Source organism: Variovorax sp. GrIS 2.14, assembly GCF_046115955.1.
Classification (GTDB): domain Bacteria; phylum Pseudomonadota; class Gammaproteobacteria; order Burkholderiales; family Burkholderiaceae_C; genus Variovorax.
This window is the reverse complement of record NZ_JBJXIA010000037.1, coordinates 1-17,389: the sequence shown is the minus strand read 5'-3', so window position 1 is coordinate 17,389 and position 17,389 is coordinate 1. Positions and strand designations below refer to the sequence as shown.

The window sequence follows — 17,389 nt, the reverse complement described above, 5'->3', positions numbered from 1 at the left end:
GCTTGCACAACAGGCCGGATATAAGACTGCAGCCCTGCCTCCTGAATCTTCACACATACGAGTTCTTGCAATCCGGGAGGCGCCCATATAAGCGTCTCCCTAGTGCGGCAATCATCTTCCTGCTCGGACTCGTCCATTTGATCTACACCTTTCACGGATCGAAATTGGATCCTCGTGACACAGAACTCAAAGCCAAGCTGATGACTGTTTCACCAGTCATCAGCCGAGAAACTACTATGTGGCGAGCATGGATTGGCTTTAACGCAAGCCATAGTTACGGTGCCATCCTGTTTGGGGCTGTGTATGGCTATCTCGCAATCTTACACAGCGCATTCCTATTTCAGTCTTGGTTCTTGCTCGCGGTCGGTCTTTTGCTCCTAGTTGGCTACGCAGTACTCGGCAAGCTCTATTGGTTCAGCATACCGTTTCGCGGCATCGTGCTGGCGGCGGTTCTCTACTGTTTGGGACTCGTTTTCAACCTGGCATAGCGCCGCAAAGTGAAACGCCATGCGTCTTCGAACTTTCCACGCCATTTCGGCAACGGTCATAACGTCGTACGCAGCCATTCACATTGCGAATCATCTTGCCGCGCTGGGTGGCACCGCAACGCACATCGCATTCATGGAGGCGGCGCGGTCGGTGTATCGCATCCGCTTTGTCGATGCCGTACTACTCGCGTGCGTCCTCTTTCAAGTACTCAGTGGTCTATGGCTTGTTGCACGCGGTTGGAGGCAGAGGCGTGGCACCGTCTCATGGTTGCAGGCTGTCGCCGGTACCTACCTTGCCTTCTTCCTGGTGGTACATGTCAGCGCGGTGTTGTTCGGGCGGTTATCCCTTGGCCTCGACACGAACTTCTACTTTGCTGCCGCTGGCTTTCAAGTTCGCCCGTTTCAGCTTTTCTTCGCACCATACTACCTGCTTGGCGTGCTGGCGCTGTTCACGCATCTCGGTTGTGCCGCGTACTGGCGCGCGAAATCATCTGGCCGATCTTCTCCTTTCCTCTTTATCGCCTTGCCTGTAGCGGTTGGATCGTTGGTATCTCTGGTCATCGTCCTCTTGCTGGCCGGCGTGTTCTACCGCGCGGAAATACCACCTGAATACAGGGCAATCTATGTACCGCGCGCCTAACAAGCCATTCGACACCGACCTTCGCAAGCGGGCTTCGCCCGCTCACTCGGCGGGTAAATTGTGTTGGCGCCGGCGCGTATTTGACCCAGAGGGGGTGCGGCGGATTTCTTGGACTGGGTTATGCCGCGATCATCAGGCTTGTGCGGTATTCAACTGGACTGAGACCGCCGAGGGAGATCTTGATCCGCTTCTCGGTGTATCAGCGGATGTATGAGTCCAGAGCATGGGTGAACTGGTCTATGCCTGTTGCCCGCCAGTCGCGACGATAGAACATCTCCGTTTTTAATCGACCGGAGAAGCCTTCGCAAGCTGCGTTGTCAGGCGAGCAGCCCTTGCGTGACATCGACCGAATCAGCTTGGCATCCGCGATGCGCGACAGCCATCCAGGCCAGCGGTAGTGGGCTCCGCGATCGGAGTGCACGACAGGGCGTTCGCTGTCGGCGGGAATCGTCTCGATGGCTGCGTCCAGCATCGTGTTCACGAGCTCAGCGTCCGGTCGCGTGCCGATCGTCGCGCCGGTGCGCTTCCCCAGCTTGACGTAGAGCTCGACGGCCCGTACGCGATCTTCGTATGAATACATGAACTACCTCCAAAGGTAGTCCAAGAAATCCGCTGCACCCCCGGTGGGTCAAGATTCAACCGGCGCAGTCAAAGACCTCTCATGAGAACTAAATGAGCCTGTGAAATGAGGCGTCGCCAAGTGACGCCGGGCGTCTTGATAGCACGCCGGTGCCGAGCACCGGTCTTGGCTTGCAGGCCATCGACAGGAACAGAAATCGCCGTCGCAGCGTCGCGCCAAAGAGTTTGACTGTCGAACTGTAATTCGGGTTTTCCTACTCAATCGAGGCCACTTCGGAGCCAAAGCATTGACCGAGTGCGTTGACTCCTGGCAACGGAACACTGGAAAATAACCACGAATCGAGACATCGTCAGCACAATTCTGGAGACAACATGCAATTTCGTTGGACAAACATTGGTCGTCATTGGGCAATGGGCGCCTTACTCGGTTGTGCCGTCGTGGCAGCCTCCGCCCAGCCGATCCGCATTGGCTGGCTTTCATCGCTGACCGGTCCGCTGTCGTCGGCGGCCGTGGCCGAAAACCAGGGAGTTCAAATTGCCGTGGACGAAATCAACAAGGCCGGCGGCATTCTGGGCCGGCCCATCGAACTGCTGACCCGCGACACCGCCGGCGACCCGACCAAGGCGGTCAACTTCGCCCAACAACTGGCCTACAGCGACAAGGTGCAGTTCGTGATCGGCCCGGTCAACTCGGGCGAAGGCCTGGCCACGACGCCGGTCCTGGCGCGCGCCGGTGTGCCGAACATCGTGGTCGGCTCGATCGACGAACTGACCGATGCCGTCAAGTACCCGCGTGCGTTCCGGGCTATCAACACTAATAAACAGTGGATCTCTACGGCCAACGACTACGTCCTTCAATCGTTGAAAAAGACCAAGATCGCGATCATTGCCGACACCGCCGGCTATGGCACGGCAAGCGCCAAGACAGCCCAGGAGCTGCTTGAAAAGGCCGGCATCAAACCGGTCTACGTCGTGCTGGTCGACCCGAACAAAACCGACCTCACCGACGAGATGACCAAAGCGCGCGCTGCAGGGGCCGAGGTCGTGATGCCGTGGTCGGCCGCGACCGGCCTGCTTGGCCGGCTGTTGAATGCCCGCGGAGATATGGGCTGGAGCGTTCCGGTGGTGGGCCATCCCGCGCTGATGGCGGCGCAGATCCGCAAACTGCTGAACAAGCCCGAGTACTGGGAGAACACTTTCGCATCCGGCTATCAGAGCACCACGTATGGCGCGGACGACAAGCTGCCCGAACGCACCCAAGCGTTGATGAACAAGGTGCGCCCAACGCTTGGCAGTGGCGACATCGACGTGCTGTTCTGGTGGGTGGCGATGGGTTACGACACGGTCAAGATCATCGAGCACGCGGCCAAAACGGCGGGCTCGACCGATCCGGCGGCAATCCAGAAGGCGCTTGAAAACACCAAGGACTTTCGTGGCGTCTACAGCACCTACTCGTGGAGCCCGACGCAACGCAATGGCTTTCCGGACAGCAACATGGCGGTGAACGTGGCCAACACGTTCAAGGACGGCAGCTTCAAACTCGCGCCCCGCTGAACTGACGCGGCACGCTTTTCATGCTCAGCGTCTTTGTCTCGGGCCTTGCCATCGGCATGCTGTATGCGGCCATCGCACTGGTCTACAACGTGATGTATTCCACCTCTAAGGTCCTGTCGGTGACGACCGGCCACATCGCCATGCTCGGCGGCGTGTTCGGCGCATGGTTTGTCACGACCTTGCATGTGCCTTGGGGTATCGGCCTGATCGGCGCCATGCTGGTGGGCTCTGCCTTCGGCTGGGCGACAGAGTCGCTGGCGATCCGGCGCGTGCTCAACCGCAGTGACGAGCACCTCTGGCTGCTGAGCACACTGGCACTGGCCACGATGGTGCAACAGGCCGTCGCGCTATGGTGGGGCACGGAGCCCAAGCCATTTCCACGTCTTTTTGCGCAGGACTTCAGCGCCGGCGTGCTGGACCAGAAGTTCTGGCTGCCGATCGGCGTCACGGTGCTGATGGCCATCGGACTGGAACTGTTCTATCGGCGCACGATGTACGGCAAGCTGTTCCTGGCGATGTCGGAGGATGCGTTCGCAGCGCGTGCGCGGGGCGTCTCGACCGACCGCATTCGGGTCATCTCCTACGTGCTGTCCGGTGCCTTGGGTGGGCTGGCCGGTTTCGCGGCGGGCCAACTGACCTTCGCGTACTTCGCCCTGGGCCTGACGCTCACGCTCAACGGCTTCATCGCGCTGGCCGTCGGCGGACTGGGCAGCAACATCGGTGCACTGATCGGCGGACTGGCACTCGGTCTGTTCAATGCCTTCGCGAGCCACTGGTTCGGTGGCGAGTACCAGCAGACCATCGCCGTGGGCCTCCTGATGATCGTGTTGCTGATCAAGCCCGAAGGACTGCTCGGCTTTAAGAACGTGAGGCCTGTCTGATGGCTAACCCGATGCCAAACGTTCAACGCCGAGTCAAGCCGTTCGCCCTTGCACTGGGTGCGTTACTGGCCGCGACGCTGCCCTGGTGGGCCGGTGACCAGTACCAGCTTCATCTGGCGGCGCTCATCGCCGTGTACTGGATATTGATTGCCGGACTCAATCTGGTGGTCGGCTACGGCGGCCAGTTGTCCATCGGCCATGTCGGCCTGCTGGCCATCGGCGCCTATGCTTTCGCCATCCTGACGGGCAAGCTGGACTGGCCACCACTCGTCGCTACGGCGGCCGCCGGTGCCATCGGCGGGCTGTGCGGGCTGGCACTGGGACTGCCCTCGTTGCGGCTTCCGGGGTTCTACTTCGCCATGGCGACGATGGCGTTCGCGGTGATCGTGAACGAGTTGGTACTGGCACAGGTCGGCTTGACCGGCGGCGGCATCGGCCTCCCCGGGCCGCAATTCTCAGCCCCGTTCGACACGCCGCAGGGGTTCTATTTCCTCGCAGCCGGTCTGGCGCTGGTGGTCACATTGCTGAGCTGGAACATCGCCCGGCGCATGTGGGGTCGTGGCCTGATGGCGATCCGTGACAACCCTGTCGCGGCACAGGCCGTGGGCGTGCCGCTGTTTCGCGCCAAGCTGACGGTGTTTGTTTTCAGCGGCGTCACTGCAGGTGTATCGGGGGCGCTATTCGCCAGCCTGCAGAGTTACATCACGCCGGACACCTTCGTCTTCGACCTGAGCCTGTTCTTCTTTGTCTGCATCGTGATCGGGGGACGTGGCAGCCTGATCGGCCCGCTGATTGGCACGGTGGTGTTGACCGCCCTGCCCGAACTCGTCGCGCCACTGGCCAAGCTCGGGCACTTCTTCTACGGCCTGTTGCTGCTAGCGGTGGTGCTGATCGTGCCGGAAGGCATCGGCAGGACCTTTGAGGTGCTGGCCCAGCGCCTACGCCCCCGCGCCGAACGGCAGGACGCGATCACGCCGGACCTTGATCGTCTGGCCCGTGCCCTGGGAGAGCCGCGTTGAGTGGGGCGTCGACTCCCGCGCTGGAAGCGCTTGCCATCACCAAGCATTTCGGCGGCATCAATGCGCTCGAAAAGGTTTCGCTGTCGTTGCAGCCAGGCGAAGTTCACGGACTGATCGGCCCGAACGGCAGCGGCAAGACGACGCTGCTCAACCTGCTCTCGGGCTACTACCAGCCGACCTCTGGATCGATCCGGCTGGCGCGTGAAGAACTGGCCTCGGCCAGTGTGCAACGCCGCGCCGGCATCGGCGTGGCACGTACTTTCCAGAAGCCCCGCCTGCTGCCTACGCTGTCTGTGCTCGACAACGCCATGCTCGGCGCTTGGCCGCATGCCAGGGCCGGCTTCCTGACCACTGCCGTCGGCCTCCCGCAAGTGGCGCGCGAGGAGCAGGCTATGCGCGCCAAGGCCACCGAACTGCTGCACGGCGTCGGCCTGGGCCATGTGTTGCACCGGCGTGCCAGCCTGCTGGACCATGCCGAGCAACGCTTTCTCGAAATCGCGCGCGGGCTGGCCATGCGTCCGCGTTTCCTGCTGCTGGACGAACCCGCCGGCGGGCTGACTGGCCAGGAGATCGAACACCTGGCAGCCGTGATCCGCACCGTGCGCAACGCCGGTGTCGGCGTGCTGCTGGTCGAACACCACACCGACTTTGTGTTCCGCCTGTGCGACCGTGTGACCGCGCTCAACGTCGGGCGAATGATCAAACACGGCACGCCGGACGAAGTCCGTACCGACCCCGAAGTCATCCGTGTCTACCTCGGAGCCTGAGCCATGAATTCACCACGCCAGCGACCCGCAAAAGCCCTGCTCGAAGTGCGCGACGTGCACGTGGCCTACGGCAAGGCCGAGGTGGTGCACGGCATCTCGATGGAGGTGCGAGCCGGCGAGTTCGTCGTCATACTGGGGCGCAATGGCGCGGGTAAGAGCACGCTGCTGCATGCTATTTCGGGACTGGTGGCGAAGCGTTCGGGCAGTGTCCACTTCGAGGGGAAAGACCTAAGTGCAGCCAGCCCGCGCGCCATCGTCCAGGCCGGCATTGTCCAGGTGCTGGAAGGCCATCGCGTCTTCCACACCCTGTCGGTCGAAGACAACCTGCTGATCGGCACCTATGCCCATGCGCCGCGGGGCGACCGCAGCAAGCTGGAGCGCATCTACACGCTGTTCCCCGAACTGGCCGAACGCCGGCACCAGATGGCATCGCGCCTCTCGGGCGGGCAGCAGCAGATCCTGGCCGTGGGCCAGGGCGTCATCGGCGAGCCGCGCCTGCTGATCCTGGACGAACCTTCGGGGGGGTTGGCGCCCATCGTCATCGACCGGATCCTGACCGTGGCGGCCGACCTGTGCCGCAGCGGCCTGGCCATCCTGCTGGTCGAACAGCTGGTGGAAAAGGCGCTGCGGCATGCCCATTACGGCTACTTGGTGGAGACCGGCGGCATCGCTGCTGCTGATTTTTCCGATGGACTGCGCGAAGGGGATTTGCTGCAACGCGTGTTCCTCGGCGGTGCCGCCACCTCACCTCAATCAACAACTTTTGTGGAGCCTGCCTGATGCACACCGAACCTCGCTGGAAACAGCGCCCCCCTGGCGCCAACTGGGGCGACTTCGGGCCCCACGACCAATGCGGCCGCCTCAACCTGCTCACGCCGCAGAAAGTGCGCCAAGGCATCGCGGAAGTCCATGAAGGCCTGACCTTCTGCCTGAGCCTGCCGCTCGACTATCCGGGTGGCAACCTGCTCAACCCGCGGCGCCATCCGCCCGTGTTGCGGCCGACGGTGCGCAACGGCCGGCCCAACATGAACTACCGCCTGTTCACCGACAACCTGCTGCAGACCGATGTACTGAGCGACGACCTCGCCGTGCTGCACTTGCAGTACTCGACCCAGTGGGACAGCTTCGCCCACGTCGGCCAAATGTTCGACACGCAAGGCGACGGCGTGCCGCAGCCGGTCTACTACAACGGCTTTCAGGCCGGCATCGACATCGTCGGGCCCGAGGATGCCGTCGATGCCGGCGTGCCCGCTCCCGGCGCCATGCGATCGACGTCGGGTGCACGCGCCCTCGGCATCGAGAACATGGCGGAGCGCTGTGTGCAGGGGCGCGGCGTGATGATCGACCTGCAGGCGCACCTCGGTCCGGGCCGCACGGTTGTGGGCTACGACGCGCTGATGCGCGTCATGGAAGCCGACAAGATCACGGTGGAGTCCGGCGACATGGTGTGCCTCCACACCGGTTTCGCCCAGGCACTGCTCGACATGCAGCGCCAGCCCGATGCGGCAGTGCTGGACCAGACCGGCGCCGTGCTGAACGGACGCGACGACAAGCTGCTGCAATGGATCACCGACAGCGGCCTGGCCGTGCTGATCGCCGACAACTACGCGGTCGAGGCCCATCCGGCCATGCACCGCATGGGCTGTTGCTCGACCCTTCCACTGCACGAGCATTGCCTCTTCAAGCTGGGCATTCATCTGGGCGAACTGTGGCACCTGACACCGCTTGCCTCGTGGTTGCGCAGCCAGGGCCGCAGCCGCTTCCTGCTGACCGCACCGCCGCTGCGCTTGCCGGGCGCCGTGGGCTCCCCGACCACACCCGTGGCCACCGTCTGAATCATCGCCTTCATGCACCAGGTTTCCTCCACCAATTCGGCGCAAAAGGTCTGCCGCCTCCTTCGCGTGCTGTCGACCCCGCAGCCGCTGCGCTTGACCGATATCTGCGCCGGCTCGGGACTGGACCGGGCCACCGCACTGCGGTTGATCGAAACCCTCGTCTCCGAAGGCTTCGTGCAGCGCGATGCCATCACCAAATGCTATTCGCTCGGCGATGAAGCGCTGGTTCTCGGCATGGCCATGCAGGGACGCGACCACATTCGCGACCGCGCACGGCCGTCACTGGTGCGGCTGGCGGCGTTGTCGGGCGACACGCTGTTGCTGTCGACTCGGCATGGCCTGGAGTCGGTCTGCATCGACCGCGAGTTCGGCAGCTTTCCGATCCGCGCCAATTACCTCGATGTGGGCAGTCGGCGCCCGCTGGGCGCAGGCGCGGGCAGCCTGGCCTTGCTGGCATGGCTGCCCAACTCGGAAGTCGAGGCAATTCTCAAACTGCTGCAGCCCGCCCTCAAGAAGCGCTACCCACGGATCACGCCCGACCTGCTACGCACTGAAATTGCCCAAGCGCGCGAGCGCGGCTACGCGATGCTGCTGGACGTAGTGGTGGACCAGATGGGCGGCATCGGCGTGCCGATCCTGGGAGCCGATGGCAAACCGATCGGGGCCATCAGCATCGCCGCGCTGACGCAGCGCATCACGACGCGTCTGTCGATGCTGGTGCCCGCCTTGAAGCGGGCTGGTCAGGAACTGTCCGAACACTATGCACAGCGGGAGGCTGCATGAGCTATGTCACGGGCAGCGGCCTGACACGCTATGGCCGTCACGACGGCCGCAACACGCTCGATCTCATGACCGAGGCGACCGATCTCGCGCTGGCCGATGCCGGCTTGCTGCGTGCCGACATCGACGGATTGATCTGCGGCTACTCGACGACGATGCCACACCTCATGCTCTCCACGGTGTTTGCCGAGCACTACGGACTGCAGCCGCGCTACGCGCACGCGATTCAACTCGGCGGTGCCACCGGCTTCACGCTGGTGATGCTGGCGCATCTGCTGGTCAGCGCGGGCGCCGCCAAGCGCGTGCTGGTGGTGGGTGGCGAGAACCGCATGACCGGGCAAAGTCGCGACTCCGCCATTCAGGTGCTTGCACAGGTCGGGCACCCGGTCTACGAGGTGCCACTGGGGCCGACGATTCCAGCCTATTACGGCCTGGTCGCCTCGCGCTACATGCACAAGTTCGGCACCACTGAAACCGATCTGGCCGAACTCGCCGTGCTGATGCGCCGGCACGCGATGGCGCACGATGGCGCCCAGTTCCGTGCGCCGATCAGTGTGGCCGACGTGATGGCATCACGCTCGATTGCCACGCCACTGAAGATGCTCGATTGCTGTCCGGTGTCCGACGGAGGCTGCGCCGTGATCGTCTCGGCCAAGCCCGACGGAGCGCACCCGATCCGCATCAGTGGCGCTGCCCAACGGCACAACGCCCAACACGTCACAGCCGCCGCCAGCCTGACCGAGGTCGGGGCCGGCGCCTGCGCGGCCGAGGCGCTGTCGAGCGCCGGCCGGACGCTGGCCGAGGTCGAGCACGCGGCCATCTACGACAGCTTCACGATCACGCTGACAATGCTGCTGGAAGAGATCGGGCTGGCGCCCCGGGGCCGTGCCGGTGCCCTGGCCCGTGAAGGCCGCTTCGATGCCGCAGGCCCGATGCCACTCAACCTGCACGGCGGCTTGCTGTCGTACGGCCATTGCGGAGTGGCCGGCGCCATGGCCCATCTGGCCGAAACCCACCTGCAAATGACCGGCCGTGCCGGCCTTCGTCAGGCACGCAAGGCCGGCGTGTCACTGCTTCATGGCGATGGCGGTGTGTTGTCGTCTCACGTCAGCCTGGTCTTGGAGCAAGCATGACATCCGCTGCCACCAACCCCGACCCGACCCTGGCGCCGGCATCGGACTGGACCGTGGGCGGCACGGCCATCACCTACCAACAGTGCGACATCTGCCAGCACCGGTGGTATTTCCACCGCGGCTTTTGCCCGCACTGCGGTGACGCCGTGCCCCGCACGCTCATTTCCGCGGGCCTGGGCGTCGTGCATGCGAGCACGCTGGTGCTGCGCGCACCGAATGACGAGTTCCGGGCGATAGCACCCTACTGCCTGGTCCTGGTGGACCTGGCCGAAGGCTTTCGCCTGATGGCGCATGCCGATCCGGCCCTGCAAATCGGGGACGCGGTGCAGGGCGCCATCAAGGTCCTTGCTGGGCGTTCCCTGCCATTTTTCGACAAGGCTTCCCATGTCTCTTGACCCGCGCGACGCGCTGCGCCTTGCGCTGGCGCCGAACTCCATTGCCGTGATCGGCGCCTCCGACAATCCCAACAAGATCGGTGGCCGTCCGCTCGCCTACCTGTCTCGCTTCGGCTTCAAAGGGGTGGTCTATCCGATCAATCCGACGCGTACCGAGGTGCAGGGCATGCACTGCTTCCCTGACCTCGCCTCACTGCCCGAGGTGCCCGATGTGGTGGTGGTGGCGGTCGCCGGCGAGCAGGCTATCGCCGCCGTGGATGAATGCGGACTGGCCGGCGTGGCCGTCTGCATCGTGATGAGTTCCGGCTTTGGCGAGAGCGACCCGCAAGGCAAGGCGCGCGAGCTGGCGATGGCGGCGCGGGCGCGCTCGCGCGGCATGCGCATCGTCGGCCCCAACTCCCAGGGCCTGGCCAACTTCGGCAACGGCGCCGTGCCCAGCTTTTCAACCATGTTCACCGAGGTGATGCCGGCCGATGGCCCGGTCGGCATCATCAGCCAGAGCGGCGCGATGAGTGTCATCCCCTACGGCTTGCTGCGGGCCCGTGGTGTCGGTGTGCGGCATTCGCACGCGACCGGCAACGACTGCGACGTAACGGTCTGTGAGCTGGCCATCGTGGTGGCCGAAGACCCGGGGTTGAAGCTGCTGCTGCTCTATCTCGAAGGCATCCCGGACCCGTGGCACCTGGCCGAAGCGGCGCGGGTGGCCCGGGTGCGCAATCTGCCGATCGTCGCGCTCAAGTCCGGTCGCTCGGCAGCGGGACAGGAGGCCGCGCAATCTCACACCGGCGCTTTGGCCAATGAGGACCGAACCGTCGATGCCTTCTTTGCCGAACACGGCATCTGGCGCGCCCAAAGCATGGTCGACCTGGTCGACACGGCGCAGCTCTATCTGCAAGGCTGGAAGCCGCGCGGTCGCCGGCTGGTGGCCATCAGCAACTCCGGCGCTGTGTGCGTGCTGACGGCCGACGCGGCCAGCGCGGCAGACATGCCGCTGGAGCCGCTGTCCGACGCTACCCAGGGCGAATTGCGGGCGATCCTGCCGGGCTTTGCCACCACCACCAACCCGGTGGACATCACCGCCGCGCTGCTCAGCAACAGCGGTCTGTTCGGGGCGATTCTGCCGCCCATCGCCAAGGACCCGGCTGCCGATGCGTTTCTCATCGGCATCGCGGTGGCGGGCGCCGGGTATGACGTGGAGGCTTTTGCCAGCGATGCCGCTGCTTTTGCGACGGCAACCGGCAAACCCGTTGTGGTCGCCGCGCCCCAATTGAGCGTGTCGGACCGCTTCAAGAAGCATGGTATGGCGGTCTACCCAACCGAGGGCGAGGCAGTCCAGGCGTTGGGTCAGTACCTGTCGCATCACGAACTTCAGTTGGAGGCGACCCACCGTCAGCCGGCCGTGCCAACACGACCGCGCGCCGTCGGGCCCGCCTGCATGCTGGACGAAGCCGCCAGCCTGGCGTTGCTGGCGGGACGTGACATCACCGCGGTGCGCCATCGCCTGTGCGGCTCCGAAGCCGAGGCGCGTGCTGCATTCACGGCCCTCGGCGGTACGCCGGTGGTGGTCAAAGGCTGCACCGGCGAGGTGTCGCACAAAAGCGAACTGGGATTGGTCCGGGTCGCCTTGCGCGACATCGACGCGGTCGGACAGGCCTACGGCGACATGACCGAGGCGGCGCGCGCCGCTGGCATCACGCTCACCGGCGTGATCGTCGCCCGCATGGTGCGCGGCCAGCGCGAACTGATGATCGGTGCCCGGCTCGATCCGGTGTTCGGCCCGGTGGTGCTGGTCGGTGACGGCGGCAAGTATGTCGAGGCCATGCCCGATGTCCAGGTGCTGCTGGCGCCGTTCGACACCCCACAGGTCGAGCAAGCACTGCGCCGGCTTCGCATCGCACCGCTGCTCGACGGCGTGCGTGGCGAACCGGCGCTCGACGTCGAGGCGTTCTGCCGCATGGCCGCGGCCGTCGGCGCCCTGATGGTCGACGACGCTGCGGGCATCACGCAACTCGACATCAATCCGGTGATCGTCGGCGCACGCGGCGCGGGCTGCGTGGCGGTCGATGCCGTGGTCTACCAAGAAATCACTCTCCCCAATCCCCCTCCAAAGGAATCCTGATGAGCAAGACGATACGCATTGGTGCCGGCGCTGCCTGGTGGGGCGACCGGGTCGAACCGGCTGGCGTTGTGGCCGAACACGGTGAACTGGACTACCTGTGCTTCGAGACGATGGCCGAAGCCACGGTGTCGGCGGCCCAGGTACGCGCCCGGCGCGACCCGACCTTCGAGGGCTATGACACCTACCTTGACGACCGCATGCAGGCGGTGCTGCCGGCCTGCATCCGACAAGGCACCAAAATCATCACCAACCAGGGCTGGATCAACCCGGACGCTGCCGCCAAACGGATCGTTCACTGGCTTCGCGAGATGGGCCACACGGGGATCAAGGTGGCATCGGTCAACGGCAGCCTGATCACCGATCGGGTGCTGTCGCTCACCGACACCATCCTGGAGAACGGCAAGCCCACCTCGACCCTGCAATCGACCCTGATTTCGGCCGAGGCCTACCTGGGCGCCGAACCCATCGTCGAAGCGCTGAAAGCCGGTGCGCAGATCGTCGTGACCGGTCGGGTGGCTGACCCCTCCATCTTTATGGCGCCGATGATGTACGAGTTTGGCTGGGACCCGCTCGACCACGTCAAACTCGGTCAGGGCATGGGCCTGGGCCACTTGCTCGAATGTGGCGCACAGGTCACGGGCGGCTACTTTTCCGACCCCGGGTTCAAGGACGTGCCAGAGCCATGGAACTTCGGTTTTCCGATTGCCGAGGTGAGTGAAGACGGCAGCGCCGTCCTCACTAAGGTCGCTGGCACCGGTGGCGCCGTGACGCTGCAAACCGTGAAGGAGCAGATGCTCTACGAGGTGCACGACCCGGCCAACTACCTCACGCCCGATGTCGTGGTCGACTTCACGCAGGCGCGCATCGAACAGGTCGGCCCGGACCGCGTGAAGATCTCGCACATCGGCGGCAAGCCCCGCACACCGACCTTGAAAGTCTCCATCGGCTGCACCGAAGGCTTCATCGGGGAAGACATGTTTTTCTACGCCGGCCCCGGTGCCTTGCGGCGTGCCACGCTGGCCAAGAAGATCCTGGAAGAGCGCTTCAAGATCGTCGGCCTTAAGGCCGAGGAGTACCGCGTGGACTTCCTCGGACTGAATGCGATCCATGGCGCCGCCACCCCGGCCGACGCGCCCGAACCCTACGAAATCGCGGTGCGTGTCGCGGCACGCACGGCCACCCGCACCGAAGCCGCCAAGGTCGGGCGTGAAGTCGATGGCATGGCGGTCTCGGGCATCGCCCACACCGGCAAGCGCGTGCCGCACGCCGACCGCACACGTGAGGTGATCGGCGTTTGGTCGGCCCTTGTGCCACGCGAGCAGGTGCCGACGTCCATCAACTATTTCGAAAGCTGAGCAGCATGAAAGTCCAACTTCAGCATGTGGCGCACGCCCGCTCCGGCGACAAGGGAGACACCTCGAACATCGCGGTGTTCGCGTATGCGCCAGCGTTCTATCCGCTGCTCAAGGCGCAGTTGACGGCCGAGCGCCTCAAGGCGTTCTACAACGGCGCCATCAAGGGCGAAGTGTTGCGCTACGAGGTCGACAACATCGAGGCGATGAACTTTGTCTGCCATGGCGCCCTGGGCGGCGGCGTGTCGCGCAGCCTGTGCCTGGACAACTACGGCAAGGCCTTGTCAGCCGCGGTGCTCGGCTTCGAGATCGACGTGCCCGACTCGTTGCGCCCGCAACTGCGCGGTACCCATCTGCTGCCAGCCGACTGACCCCTCGGGAAAGGCTCATCCATGAAGCGAATCAAACACACGATCTTGATTGCCGGCGCGAGTGGCGTCGTGGGCGCGGCGGCTGTCGAGCACTTCGCGGCACTGCCCGACTGGGAGGTGCTCGCGCTGTCGCGGCGGCCTTTTCCCTTGCCCGAAGGTGTGCGACACGTCCCGCTCGACCTAACCGATGCGGCGGCGTGCCGCGCGGCCACCGCCAGTCTGTCCGGCGTGACCCATGTCATGTTCGCGGCGCTGTACGAGTTGCCCGAACTGGTGGCGGGCTGGCGTGACCCGCGCCAGATGGCGGTCAACGAGGCGATGTTGCGCAATCTGCTCGATGCGCTCGAACCTGCTGCCAAAGGCTTGCGGCACATCACGCTGATGCAGGGCACCAAGGCCTATGGCGGCCACGTCGAGCCTGCGCCAGTGCCAGCCAAGGAGCGCTCGCCCCGTCATGTCCACGAGAACTTCTACTGGCTCCAGGAAGACCTGTTGCGCGAGCGACAACGCAAGGCCGCATGGACGTTCACGGTGCTGCGCCCCCAATTGATTTTCGGCTACGCCGTGGGCAGTCCGATGAACATCGTTGCGGCCATCGGAGCCTATGCAGCAGTGCAAAGCGAACTGGGACAGCCGTTGGCTTTCCCGGGCGGAGGCAGGTACCTGAATGCGGCCAGCGACAGCCGGCTGATCGCGCAAGCCGCCGAGTTTGCCGGTACGCACGAGATCGCGGCGAACGAAACCTACAACGTCGTCAACGGCGATGCGCTGGTGTGGCAGGACATCTGGGGCTCCATCGCACAGCGCTTCGGCATGGACGTCGGCGGCGCCGTGCCGACGGAACTGACCAGCACCATGCCGACGCAAGAGGCGGCCTGGGCACGCATCGTGACCAAACACGATTTGCGGGCGTTCACGCTGGCACAACTGATCGGCAGTTCATGGCAATTCACCGACCGCGCACTGGCTTTTGGCGTGCCCAACCCAGCCCACTCCGTTCTGAGTCCGATCAAGCTGCGCCAGCATGGCTTTTCCGGTTGCGAAGACACCGAAGACTCGCTGCACCGCTGGCTGGAACGCATGCAGCACGAGCGCTTGCTACCGCGATGAGCAATATCTTCATCTCCCGACTGGCTGGTACGGCGTTCTGGCGCATAGGCGCGACTGCATTAGCACTGACCGTTCTGGCCGCCCTGCCCGCCCGCGCCGAGTTCCCCGACCGACCTCTTCGCATCGTCGTGCCCTACCCTCCCGGAGGCACTACAGACTTACTGGCGCGCGCCATCGCGCCACGGCTGGCCGAGCGGTTACACCAGGCCGTCGTGATTGACAACCGCGCCGGTGCCGGTGGCGCGATCGGATCGCAGCTCGTCGCCAAGTCACCGGCCGATGGCTACACGCTGGTGTTCGGCACCATTGCCAGCCACGGCATTCTTCCGGTGCTGCAGAAGCCTGCCCCCTACGACGCCGTCAAGGACTTCGCACCGGTAACGCTAGTGGCACTGACGCCCAACGTGCTGATCGCGAACATTGATGCCCCGCTGCACAGCGTTGCCGAACTGCTGGCGAAGGCGCGTGCCCAACCCGGCACCGTCAACTTCGGCTCGACCAGCCTGGGCGGCTCACCGCAAATGAGCGGCGAGTTGCTCAAGACGCTGGCGCGCATCGACATCGTGCATGTGCCTTACAAGGGCGGCGGTCCGATGATGATCGACCTGCTGGGCGGCCAGATCCCGATTGCCTTCGACAACCTGCCCTCGTCGCTAAACCAGATCCGGGCCGGCAAGATTCGAGCATTGGCCGTGACATCGGCGAAACGCTGGCCAGGCGCACCCGACATCCCGACGCTTGCCGAGGCCGGCGTGCCGGGCTATGAATCGACGGCTTGGTTCGGCCTACTGGCGCCGGCCCACACGCCTCCCGCCGTCGTAGCGCTGCTGCAGCGTCATGTGACCGCCATCCTGCGCTTGCCCGAGGTTGAAAAGCTGTTCTTCGAACAAGGGGCCGAGCCGGTTGGCAACACCCCGGTCGAGTTCGGCAAGTTCATTGCCGGCGAGTTGCAGAAGTGGTCGAAGGTGATCATGGCCACCGGCGTCAAGCTGGAATGAACCACGCACGCTCATCCCTTCAAAGACACAACACATGAAAATTTTTCGAACACTGCTGACCGGTTTGGTGGTTGTTGCAATCACGCTGCCGCTTTTTGCGCAAGCGAACGACGCGGCTTCCGCATCGTCCTATCCCAACAAGGCTGTTCGCGTGATCGTGCCGTACCCGCCGGGCGGGCCGACCGACATCGTCGCGCGGGTGGTGTTCCAGCAGGTGTCGGAAGCCACGGGCCAGCAATTCATCGTCGACAACCGGGGAGGTGCCGGCGGCAACATCGGGGCCGACCTGGCGGCCCGCGCGCCGGCCGATGGCTACACGCTCCTCATAGCGACCACTGCACACGCCATCAACGCGTCCCTGTTCAAAACGCTGGGTTATGACGTGGTCAAGGACTTCGCCCCTGTGACGTTGCTGACGCAGGGCCCGCTAGTACTGGTGGCCACGCCAAATTTTCCGGTCAATAACGTGCGTGAATTGATCGCTCTTGCCAAGGCCAAGCCCGACACGCTGAACTTCGCGTCGTCCGGTAACGGCCAGTCCACGCACCTGTCGGGCGAACTGTTCAACTCCATGGCGAACATCAAACTGGCGCACGTGCCCTACAAAGGCAGCGCTCCGGCATTGACCGATGTGATGTCGGGCCAAGTACCGTTGATGTTCGACACAATGCTGTCTGCGATGCCGTTCGTCAACGGCGGCAAGCTCAAGGCACTGGGCGTGACGAGTTCGGCGCGCTCGCTGGCGGCGCCCAACATTCCTACCATCGCCGAGTCAGGCCTGCCGGGCTATGAAGTGTTCGCATGGAACGGTGTGCTCGCACCGGTGGGAACACCGCGGGCCGTCATCGCGAAACTCAATGAGGAGTTAAAGCAGGCCATGCAACTGCCACGGGTGAAAGACAGATTCAGCGCCCAGGGATTTCAGGCGACTTGGGACACCCCGGAACAGTTCAATGTTTTCCTGCAAGCGGAAGTCGACAAGTGGGGCAAGACGGTCCGCGCTTCAGGCGCCAAAGTCGATTGATCCGAAGCGCCGGCACGCCGGATGCCATCATCCCGCAGGCTCAGACCGCAACGCATTTTTTTAGCCGGCACAAATCAATCATCCCGGATAACTAGCACGGGTCGAGGCCCTTCGGAAAGATCGTGTGCTTCTAGCTGGGTGTGGAAATACACCTCTCTAAAACGAGTCATTTTTTCCGGCAAGACTCGCTTTTCACATAGTGCAGTGAGCAGCGATCTCGGGAACTGGGCGGATTCAACCGGTCGTCGCAACACCGGGTTGTCGAACGGATTTTACATACTCGTTCAAGGTCTCAGCCGGTGTCTTCCAACCCAGCGTTTTGCGTGGCCTGTTGTTCAAGGTCC

17 protein-coding genes and 1 pseudogene are annotated in these 17,389 nt (G+C 64.0%); 17 read left to right on the top strand and 1 reads right to left on the bottom strand.

Annotation, left to right across the window (positions count from 1 at the left end; translation table 11 throughout):
- On the top strand, positions 1-488 hold a 488-nt coding region (locus RCH10_RS25800; protein ID WP_409054590.1), incomplete at its 5' end, for an LIC_13387 family protein.
- Between the two features lie 19 nt (positions 489-507).
- Entirely contained in the window at positions 508-1,128 is a 621-nt protein-coding gene (locus tag RCH10_RS25795; protein ID WP_409054589.1) for a hypothetical protein, read from the top strand.
- A 118-nt stretch (positions 1,129-1,246) separates the two neighbouring features.
- On the opposite strand, the pseudogene RCH10_RS25790 reads toward RCH10_RS25795, so the two are convergent.
- Positions 1,247-1,639 (bottom strand): annotated as a pseudogene (locus RCH10_RS25790) (transposase); the annotation flags it as partial.
- A gap of 506 nt (positions 1,640-2,145) precedes the next feature.
- Between RCH10_RS25790 and RCH10_RS25785 the strand changes: the two are divergent.
- From RCH10_RS25785 to RCH10_RS25715, 15 genes are read left to right on the top strand one after another with little or no spacing between them, the layout of a single operon-like run.
- Positions 2,146-3,261 (top strand): ABC transporter substrate-binding protein, encoded by a 1,116-nt coding sequence (locus RCH10_RS25785; protein WP_409054588.1) that lies wholly within the window; start codon positions 2,146-2,148, stop codon positions 3,259-3,261.
- A gap of 20 nt (positions 3,262-3,281) precedes the next feature.
- The gene (locus RCH10_RS25780; protein ID WP_409054587.1) at positions 3,282-4,142 is read left to right on the top strand and encodes a branched-chain amino acid ABC transporter permease; all 861 of its coding nucleotides are present in this window, start codon (positions 3,282-3,284) and stop codon (positions 4,140-4,142) included.
- Positions 4,143-4,153: 11 nt separating this feature from the next.
- Positions 4,154-5,161, top strand: a complete 1,008-nt coding sequence (locus tag RCH10_RS25775) for a branched-chain amino acid ABC transporter permease (protein ID WP_409054586.1) — start codon at positions 4,154-4,156, stop codon at positions 5,159-5,161.
- Positions 5,158-5,928: an ABC transporter ATP-binding protein gene (locus tag RCH10_RS25770; RefSeq protein ID WP_409054585.1), complete on the top strand. Its 771-nt coding sequence runs from the start codon at positions 5,158-5,160 to the stop codon at positions 5,926-5,928. Before RCH10_RS25775 ends, RCH10_RS25770 begins: the two co-directional genes overlap by 4 nt.
- Positions 5,929-5,931: 3 nt before the next feature.
- A complete protein-coding gene (locus tag RCH10_RS25765; RefSeq protein ID WP_409054584.1) occupies positions 5,932-6,708 on the top strand; it encodes an ABC transporter ATP-binding protein in 777 nt (258 codons plus the stop codon).
- Positions 6,708-7,763: a cyclase family protein gene (locus tag RCH10_RS25760; protein WP_409054583.1), complete on the top strand. Its 1,056-nt coding sequence runs from the start codon at positions 6,708-6,710 to the stop codon at positions 7,761-7,763. Before RCH10_RS25765 ends, RCH10_RS25760 begins: the two co-directional genes overlap by 1 nt.
- Before the next feature lie 12 nt (positions 7,764-7,775).
- Positions 7,776-8,546 (top strand): IclR family transcriptional regulator, encoded by a 771-nt coding sequence (locus RCH10_RS25755; protein WP_409054582.1) that lies wholly within the window; start codon positions 7,776-7,778, stop codon positions 8,544-8,546.
- Positions 8,543-9,676: a thiolase family protein gene (locus RCH10_RS25750; RefSeq protein ID WP_409054581.1), complete on the top strand. Its 1,134-nt coding sequence runs from the start codon at positions 8,543-8,545 to the stop codon at positions 9,674-9,676. Before RCH10_RS25755 ends, RCH10_RS25750 begins: the two co-directional genes overlap by 4 nt.
- The gene (locus RCH10_RS25745; RefSeq protein ID WP_409054580.1) at positions 9,673-10,071 is read left to right on the top strand and encodes a Zn-ribbon domain-containing OB-fold protein; all 399 of its coding nucleotides are present in this window, start codon (positions 9,673-9,675) and stop codon (positions 10,069-10,071) included. Before RCH10_RS25750 ends, RCH10_RS25745 begins: the two co-directional genes overlap by 4 nt.
- On the top strand, positions 10,061-12,190 hold the full coding sequence (locus RCH10_RS25740; protein ID WP_409054579.1) for an acetate--CoA ligase family protein: 2,130 nt from the start codon (positions 10,061-10,063) through the stop codon (positions 12,188-12,190). The genes RCH10_RS25745 and RCH10_RS25740 overlap by 11 nt, the downstream gene beginning before the upstream one ends.
- A complete protein-coding gene (locus RCH10_RS25735) occupies positions 12,190-13,545 on the top strand; it encodes an acyclic terpene utilization AtuA family protein (RefSeq protein ID WP_409054578.1) in 1,356 nt (451 codons plus the stop codon). The genes RCH10_RS25740 and RCH10_RS25735 overlap by 1 nt, the downstream gene beginning before the upstream one ends.
- A 5-nt stretch (positions 13,546-13,550) precedes the next feature.
- Entirely contained in the window at positions 13,551-13,913 is a 363-nt protein-coding gene (locus RCH10_RS25730; protein ID WP_409054577.1) for a hypothetical protein, read from the top strand.
- Between the two features lie 21 nt (positions 13,914-13,934).
- Positions 13,935-15,023 carry an SDR family oxidoreductase gene (locus tag RCH10_RS25725; protein ID WP_409054576.1) on the top strand — a complete coding sequence of 363 codons (1,089 nt, stop codon included), beginning with the start codon at positions 13,935-13,937 and terminating at the stop codon, positions 15,021-15,023.
- The gene (locus RCH10_RS25720; RefSeq protein WP_409054575.1) at positions 15,020-16,021 is read left to right on the top strand and encodes a tripartite tricarboxylate transporter substrate binding protein; all 1,002 of its coding nucleotides are present in this window, start codon (positions 15,020-15,022) and stop codon (positions 16,019-16,021) included. The genes RCH10_RS25725 and RCH10_RS25720 overlap by 4 nt, the downstream gene beginning before the upstream one ends.
- Positions 16,022-16,055: 34 nt before the next feature.
- A complete protein-coding gene (locus RCH10_RS25715; protein WP_409054574.1) occupies positions 16,056-17,045 on the top strand; it encodes a tripartite tricarboxylate transporter substrate binding protein in 990 nt (329 codons plus the stop codon).
- The last annotated feature ends 344 nt before the right edge of the window (positions 17,046-17,389 follow it).